This window comes from Desulfonatronospira sp. (assembly GCA_003563255.1).
Classification (GTDB): domain Bacteria; phylum Desulfobacterota; class Desulfovibrionia; order Desulfovibrionales; family Desulfonatronovibrionaceae; genus Desulfonatronospira.
On record PWSL01000355.1, the window covers coordinates 1 to 8,444 of the forward strand.

The 8,444-nt window shown below is 50.4% G+C and carries 3 protein-coding genes; 1 reads left to right on the forward strand and 2 read right to left on the reverse strand.

What is annotated here, in order from left to right; all coding sequences use genetic code 11:
• Positions 1–37 precede the first annotated feature (37 nt).
• Positions 38–961: a diguanylate cyclase gene (locus QZP87_RS10290; RefSeq protein WP_291322834.1), complete on the reverse strand. Its 924-nt coding sequence runs from the start codon at positions 959–961 to the stop codon at positions 38–40.
• Positions 962–1,066: 105 nt separating this feature from the next.
• On the opposite strand from QZP87_RS10290, the gene QZP87_RS10295 reads away from it, so the two are divergent.
• The gene (locus tag QZP87_RS10295; RefSeq protein WP_291322835.1) at positions 1,067–1,642 is read left to right on the forward strand and encodes a GNAT family N-acetyltransferase; all 576 of its coding nucleotides are present in this window, start codon (positions 1,067–1,069) and stop codon (positions 1,640–1,642) included.
• A gap of 61 nt (positions 1,643–1,703) precedes the next feature.
• Here QZP87_RS10295 and QZP87_RS10300 read toward each other — a convergent pair whose 3' ends face one another.
• Positions 1,704–8,219, reverse strand: coding sequence for an AAA family ATPase (locus tag QZP87_RS10300; protein ID WP_291322836.1), 6,516 nt, complete (start codon positions 8,217–8,219; stop codon positions 1,704–1,706).
• Between the last annotated feature and the right edge of the window lie 225 nt (positions 8,220–8,444).

Consider the following 8,444-nt stretch of genomic DNA (forward strand, 5'->3'; position numbering starts at 1 on the left):
CCGGATGTGGCTGAGTATTTCCCGGATAATGAATCAGTCAACAATCATTGTTCATGGTCATGCAGATGCGGTTGCGTCCCTGCTGCTTGGCCCGGTAAAGCTCCTGATCCGCCAGGGAGACTAAGTATTCGAGGGTTGTGTCGGCGGTGCAGCAGGTAATGACCAGACCCTGGCTTATGGTTACATGATCTGACACTTCTGATTGAGCATGGAGTATCTGCAGGTCTGATACATTTTGTTGAATGCGCTGGGCTACTTTAAATATTCCTTCTTGAGACGTGACCTCAGGCAGGATGCAGGCAAACTCTTCACCCCCGTATCTGGCGGCCAGATCGGTACTGCGCTGCAGACCTGAGGCAATGGCCTCTGCAACCCGGCGCAGACACTCATCGCCTTGAACATGGCCGTAGGTGTCGTTGAAAAGCTTGAAGTAATCGATGTCCAGCATTATGATACCCATCAGTTTTCCGGATCGCATATGCCTGGCATGTTCCTGTTTCAATATTTCATAAAACCGGTTTCTGTTGGCCAGTCCGGTCAGGCCGTCACTGTGGGCCATCCTGGCCAGCTGATCCCGGCTGCGCTTCAACTCCATCTGGTTTTTTACACGAACCTTGAGTACAGAAGAATTAATGGGCTTGGTGATGTAGTCCCGGGCTCCTGCTTCCAGTCCGCGGGTTTCCGCCTCGGTATCACCCAGGCTGGTAATGAATATGACTGGAATGTCTGCGGTATGCTGATCGTTTTTCAGGTGTTCGAGTATCTGGTAGCCGTCCATTTCCGGCAAAAGGATATCCAGAAGGATTACGTCGGGAGGGTTGGAAGCCGCAAGTTCAAGGGCTTTCCTGCCGCTCAGAGCGAACTGAACATCGTGCACATTCTCAAATACGCCTGCTATGAGTTCCACATTGGATGGTTCGTCGTCCACGACGAGAATGCGTCCCTTTAAATCCGGTTTCATTATATGCTTCATATGTTTACATTTCCCGACTTTTTGCAGGTGCATCACTATTCTCAACTCTCGAATACATAGAGTACACCAAAATAGTTGTAAAGGAGAAAAAAAGTGGTTCCAGATATACGCAAGGCTGTTGCAAGTGATGAGGAAAAGATTCTGGATCTTATGGTCCTGGCTTTCAGCGGAGATCCTGTTCTGCGCTGGTCATTTCCCGATGCTTCTACCTACCTGAAAGTAATGCCTGGCATAGCCCGCTTTTTTGGGGGGCGTAGTCTCGAACATGGCAGTGCTTATTGCCTTGAAGGTCATTCAGCTGTGGTCCAGCTGCTGCCGCCTGGTGTTTTACCGGATTTTGAGGGCCTGTTTGAGCTCAATCAGAAATATGTTCCCGAACATATCCTGCCGGATCTAATGGCGGTTTACGAGGCCATGGAGGCTTTTCATCCTGAAGTTCCTCACTGGCATCTGGCCTGGTCAGCAGTTGATCCGGCATGCCGGGGCAGGGGGTATGGCACCGCTCTATGCAGTTTTGCACTCAAAGAATGTCAAGAAGACGGTCTGCCGGTTTACCTGGAAAGCACTTCTGCCCGCAGTATCCCTTTTTATGAACGTCTCGGATTTGAGCTGCTGGGCAGTATTCAGAGAGGCAACTCACCTGTCATGTACCCCATGCTTAAGAAGTAACCTGAATTCTTGAAAATGACCAGAGTCACAGGTATCTGAAGCGAGCCATGCCCGCAATCCATTAAATAGAATTCAAAGCATCTAAAATTTTATTCAGGCTCTGCATAGCAGTGTCAAAGTCCAGTTCATCTATGCTTTTCTCCATGATCCGGGCCTGTGTTACGTCAATTAGAGCAATATCATGCTTCAAGGCTGCAAATTCTTTGCGGGCATTTAGGCTGTTGTTCTGTATAAGCCCGGAAAGTTTCTGCAGCCTACCCGCCAGGGCCTCCGGCTGAATTTCAGTCCGGGATTTACCGGGACTGGAAACAGGTGGCGGGGATGTATCCAACTGCAGCTTGGAAACCGCTTCCAGGGTCTGGTTTACAGCCTCCCTGAATACCTCCAGTAAAAGGTTCAGTTCATCCTGATCCAGTTTATCCGGTGCCTTGAGGGCCTTTTCAAGCCTGCCGGCTGCCTCAAACAGGCTTGAGGCTTCCAGGTTGCCGGCTACTCCCCTGATGCTGTGGGCCATCTGCATGGCTTCATGCACTGCACCGTCTGCAATCAGGTTTGTAATGGTTTTATGGGCCTGAAAATATTTCTCTTTAAAATTCAAAATAAGTCGTTTCAGAAGTGCCGGATTGTAGTTGCAGCGGGCCAGAGCGGCCTGAAAATCAATGGGGCCGGGCTGGTCTGGGAACTCTTGCACGTCTTCCTGAATCTGCTGGAGTTCGCTGGTATCTTCGTGGTATATGATTTTCGATTCAGGCAGATAACGTAACAGCATCTGTAAAAGCAGGCCCGGATCAACAGGTTTGTTAATATGATCGTCCATTCCGGCTTTCAGGCTGCCTTCCCTGTCCTGGGCCGTGGCGTATGCAGTCAGGGCGATGATGGGCACCCTGGTTTTTTCAGGTCCTGATTCTTCCTGATCCTGCTCCGGATCCGGCGCAGGTAGAATCTCACGTCTGCCATTCAACTCCCCGGACTCAATCTGTCTGATTTTTCTAGTGGCTTCCAGTCCGTCCATCTCAGGCATTTGAATGTCCATTAAAATAAGATCAAAGTCCCGGTTGGCAGCTTTTTTAAGGCCTTCCCGGCCACTACGGGCATGTTCTACTGTAATGGAGTACTGCATCAGAAGCTCATTGATGATTTCGGCGTTGATTTCATTGTCTTCCACAAGCAGAACTTTTGCCCGGCTCAGATCCGGTTTCCTTTGCTGCAGGGCAGGCTCTACTGCCTTGAGATTCCAGGCGTCCTGTCTAATGGGGATATGATCCTGCCCTGAAGCAACCTCAGCCACAGTGGTGAAGTAAAACGTACTGCCTTTTCCAGGATTGCTCTCAGCCCAGATGCGGCCCCCCATCATTTCAACAAGCTGTTTGCAGATGGCCAGCCCCAGTCCGGTTCCTCCATACTTTTTGGTTATGGATGCATCAGCCTGAGTAAAGGGCTCAAAAAGCAGCTGCTTCTGCTCCAGGGTCATTCCTATGCCGCTGTCACTGACACTGAAAAGCAGGGTCACCACCTCTCCAGGTTCCGGGCTTAAGGCCCGGTCTGACTGCTGTCCCACAGATATGATAATACCTCCCTGACTTGTAAACTTGACGGCATTGCCCAGCAGGTTGGTTAGAACCTGGCCCAGGCGTGCAGGATCGCCCATTAAAAATGCCGGCACATCGTCTTTTTTGTGTACCTGAATTTCCAGACCTTTTTTTTCGGCCTTGTATCCCATGACATTGATGAGATTCTTCAGAACATGATCCAGGGCATAAGGCTGTTCCTCGATATGCAGCTTTCCGGCTTCAATCTTGGAGAAATCCAGGATATCATCAATGATGTTGAGCAGGGAGCCGGCAGCGGACTGGATATTGTCCACGAATTTTTTCTGTCTCGCTGACAGTTCGGTTTGAGCCATCAAGTGGGTCATGCCCAGGATAGCATTCATGGGGGTCCTGATTTCGTGACTCATATTGGCCAGAAAGGCGCTTTTGGACTTAGTGGAGCTTTCCGCCCTTTCTTTGGCTTCATTAAGATCCTTCATGGTTTTTGACAGTTTCTGGGTACGTAACTTGACCTGTTGTTCCAGATTGGCGTAAAGACCTGCATTTTCAATGGATATGGCGGCCTGAGAGCCCAGAAGCCGGATAATTTCCAGATGTTCCGGGATAAATGCGTCCTCCACAAGATTGTTTTCAAGATAAAATAAAGCCACTGGCTGTGCATGCAGTCTGACCTGGAAGCAGAACACTGATTGCAGGTTTTCTCTGAGGACATAGGGGGATTTGGCAAAACGCACATCTGCGGCGGCATTTCTGAGAAGCAGATCTTCGCCTGTGCGAATGACGTAGGATATAATGGATGAAGGCACCATGGAATCAGCAAGTTCGGATTCCATGTCAATTCCACCGTGTACTGTCACCTTGCCTGAAAGATGTGCTACAGCTCTGATGAACCATTGAGGTCTGGCCAGGACCAGGGCTCCTTTGCGGGCACCGGCGTTTTCAACGATTACTCTCAGTGACTTGCCAAGAAGCTTCTGCAGATGAATTTCTTCTGAAATGGCCCGGCTGGCCTTGAGCAGGGTCTGAATGTCCAGGCCTGGTTCCACGCGTCTTTCATCAGTCAGAAGGTCAAAGGTGCCCCGTGTACTGGAAGCGGGTGCGGGTCTGAATATGCCGGCGCATTCCTTTTCCAGCATTCTGCACTTGGATCCGGCTCCCCAGATTTGATAACAGGTTCTGGCCCGGTCCATGTACACGGCTGCGAAATCCGTCTTGTTGCAGTCCAGCCAGAATCGCGCGGCACGCTCGTTGGCCATGCCTTCTATATGCACGAAACCGTTTTTGCGGGCATCTTCGACAGCCTGGTCATACAGCTCCATGGCCTTTAAGATATCTTTGTTGATTCTGGCCGTTTCCGCCTGGGACAGAAGCAGCTTGGCAGAGAAGTTTTCCGGACAGTTGCCGGCCCAGGTGGACATCTGCTGCTGCCTGTTCTGAATTTCATGCAGGATGCTTTCCTGGTCTTCATGGGGACTTAGATCATAGAGGTCCGTCAGGATTAAAGAAGTGTAGAAGTTGTGCACGGCGGTTGAAAAAAGCCCCACCGCGGACTGGATATACTTTTCTGCGTTGCGGGCTGCCTTTAGAGCCCGGCGGGAATCACCGTGCAGGTAGCACAGCATGGCCTTGAAGCAGTAATGCTGAAACAGAACCAGGTGCAGGCTGTTGTTTACACAGTCCTGTATGAAATCCTCTTCTGTCGAGTTTCCGGGTCTAAGGTCATCACAGCCTTTTTCCTGTCCCTGCATTTTCGTCAAAATGGAATCAATGCTTTCAATGGCCCTTATGAGCAGCCTGTTGCGGGTTTTTTTCCCGAAATCCTCAGGTGTGTCCAAGACATTCAAAATTTCATGCAGGCTTTCTCCGCTGTACAGCATGACTTCAATTTCATGCAGGAGCAGGTACCCGGAAAATTCCATTTCCCCGGAGGCCACCCCGTGTTTGTGGCCCATGGAAAAAAGTTCCCGGGCATCCCTGATGGGTCTGCACCAGTGGTGCAGAAAAGCTCCAAAGGCATTGCAGGCTCTGCAGATATCCACTCCGGAATCGAATTTCAGGGCTACATCCAGGCCCATGCGGTTCAGGGCGTACCCTTTGTGCACCCTTCCAAAGGCCAGGGCCAGCATAATGCCCCAACAGCAATAACTGGTGGAAGCCTGGGGGGTGTTGCCGTGTGCAACTGTGATCTGAATGCCCAGCAGCGCAAACCAGGTGAAAAGTTTTTCAGAGGTGTAATAGGCCACAGGTGTCATGGTCTGCACCAGCTTCATAAGTGACTGCATGCGGGGATCGTGCATGTCCGGAAGATTTTCCAGGCTGGAGGCATCTTCTCCCGGGACTTTTTCATCGAGCTCCGCGAACTGCCGGGCCAGTTCCTGATCCAGCTCCTGGTGAGGTATAAAGATGTTGAATTCGGCCAGGGCTTTTTCCCCGATTTCAAAGGCCTCTTTGTACCTGGATCTCAAGAGATGCTGCAGGATCAGAAGGTAATAAAACTCGCTGCGATCCATACCTGGCAGGGCTTTGCTTATGGCCTGTTCGACAATCTCCCGGGAGGCTGAAAAGTTGCCGTTCAGGTACTCGAGTTCCGCCTGCAGCTTTTTGATTTTTACAGTAAAATCGTAGTTCATATCCCAGGACCGTGGGTGCAGCAGCCTGACTGCGGTGTTAATGAAAAAAAGGCCCTGGGCGTATGCCCCGGCATCTCTGGCCCTGATGGCTGCCGAGTAGTTATATTGCAGAAGCCTCTGCAGTTCCTGTTCATCCTGCACAAGCTCAAGAGCGGCGTTTAGATGCGTAACCATGGAGAACAGCAGTTCACTTTGTTCCACATGGGGAATATTGTCCTGAATTGCTTTGCCGGCCTGAAGGTGGATCTGTTCAATTTCTAAGTCAGAAGCCAGGTCCAGGGCTGCATGGTGCACTCGGTCGTGGGCGAACCTGAACTGTACCTGTTCTGAACTGTCCAGTTCACTTCTGCCGGACAGCATCAGGATGGTGCTGAAATCATAATTTGCAGGCAGTAATACCTGCTTTTCCACTGCAGGTTGCAAATAATCCAGGGTGTTTGGCCGTGAAAGCTTGAGCACTAATGAAAGATGGTCCAGGGAAAACTGACTCCCCAGCACAGCTGCAGAAATTACGGCTTCGACGCATTTCCCTGGAAGCTGATGCAGCTTGCGGGATATCAGTTGGGCAACGTTGTCTGATATGTTTTCTCCGGCAATGGCCTGGTGGTTCCATTGCCAGACCTGCTTTTCACGGTTCAAAAAGATGTGGCCTTTTTCATGCATCAATTCCAGAAAGCGTCTTAAAAACATGGGGTTGCCACCTGTTTTGTCCCTGCAGACACGGGCCAGGGAAGAGACTTCGTCCACAGAACTGTACAGGCTCTGGGACAGCAGTTCGGCTGTATCCGCAAGGCTCACAGGGGCAAGGCTTATCAGGCTGGCTCCACGTTGTTGCAGGGCGGCCAGAATTTCTGTGATCCGGTGGTTCCGGTCAATTTCATCGTCACGGTAGGCCCCCAGGAGAAAACAGTGCTCAATGTCAGGCTCTTCAAGAACAGTTTCCAGGAGCTTTAAAGAGTAAACATCCATCCATTGCATGTCATCCAGGAATAAAGCCAGTGGATGCTCAGGCTGACAGGCCACTTTCATGAAATTTACAAAGCTGTTGATGAATCTGTTCTGTGTTTCAGCTGCCGGCAGGACTTCCAGTTCCGGCTGCCGGCCGATAATAAGTTCCAGGTTGGGAATTATGTCTGTCAGGACCCGGGCGTTTCTCCCGGCTGCAGTCAGGATGCGGGCTTTCCAGTGGTAGATTCTGCTCTTACTTTCTGAGAGGATTTGACGTACCAGATCCTGAAAGGCCATGGATATGGCGAAGTATGGAATATTTTCCTTGAAGGGTTCAGCCTTTCCGGAAATAAAGCAGCCGTTCAGACGCATCACCGGCTTGAACAGTTCTCTGACCAGTGAGGTTTTTCCATAACCTGAAGGCCCCGCTATGAAAGCCATTTCACTGGTACCTGAGGCAGCCCTCTCATAGGTGGCAATAAGCCTTTGTACATCCTGAAGGCGGCCGTAAAGCCTGTCAGGAATCTGAAAGTGCTGGGAAATATCCCTGGAACCCGGTACAAAATTATTGGCTTGCAGAATGTATGGCGTTTTAGAGATCTGGTTCACATCGTGTCTAAGCCCCTTGAGGCTCTGATAGCGTTCTTCAGGGTTTTTCGTCAGAAGCTTCAGGATGATGCTGGAAAGCATTGGAGGCGTTCCGGCCCTCAATTCCCCGGGATCCCACGGCTGCATGGCTATGTGACCATGTATCACTTCCAGTGCGTCCCTGCCGCTGAATGGCAGTTCACCCGTCCAGAGCTCATACATGGTCACACCAAGGGAGTAGAAATCCGTTCGATAGTCCAGGGCACGGTTTATTCTGCCTGTCTGTTCAGGAGAGATATAGGGCGGCAGACCTCTGATGGTTGATATGGGATAAAAGCCCAGATCTTCACGGGTCAATGACGTGGCCAGGCTGAAATCGATTATCTTTACAACCTCGGTCTGGGAGTTGTATATGATGTTGCCGGGATTGATGTTTTTATGGATAAAGCAGTTTATATGAATTATTTCCAGTTGGTGAAAAATTTTGAGACACAAAGTGACATACTCTGTAATATCATGGATTTTGCCACGCTCTGCCAGGATGCTGTCCAGGGAGGAGCCACCCGTGTCCTGCATTGAAAGGATAATCATATCTCCGTAGCGCTCCAGGGCGAACGGTCTTATTACTTCAAGGGAATTTCGACTGATCCGGCTCAGAACTTTGAAATAATTCTTAAGTTCTGCCAGTTTTCGGCTGTCTGCCAGGGGGCCTTCCAGGATTTTCAGCACCACTTTGTGGCCTTTTTGCCTGCAGACGGCCCTTAGCACCATGGAGGACTGAGAAGTGTAGAGGTTTTCCAGAACCTCATATTCTGGCGGAATGTTATTTGTAATTCTGCCTTGCAGGTTTTCAGGGGTCACATGTACTCCAGAGGGAACAGCTGTTGTATTACAGTCTTGTAACCATTCAGTTGGTGTCAGTAATCACCGCCGAAAGAAAACCAGGCACCACTCTTCAACCGTGAGCGGCAAAGCCGCCCGCCTGTCCCGTGAAACAAACGTAGTTTCAGCGTAGCTGGTTTCACTGGGATGTGCAACGAAGTTGCCCGTGCCAAAAAAGATCTTCTCTGGCACGGGAAGCCTAAA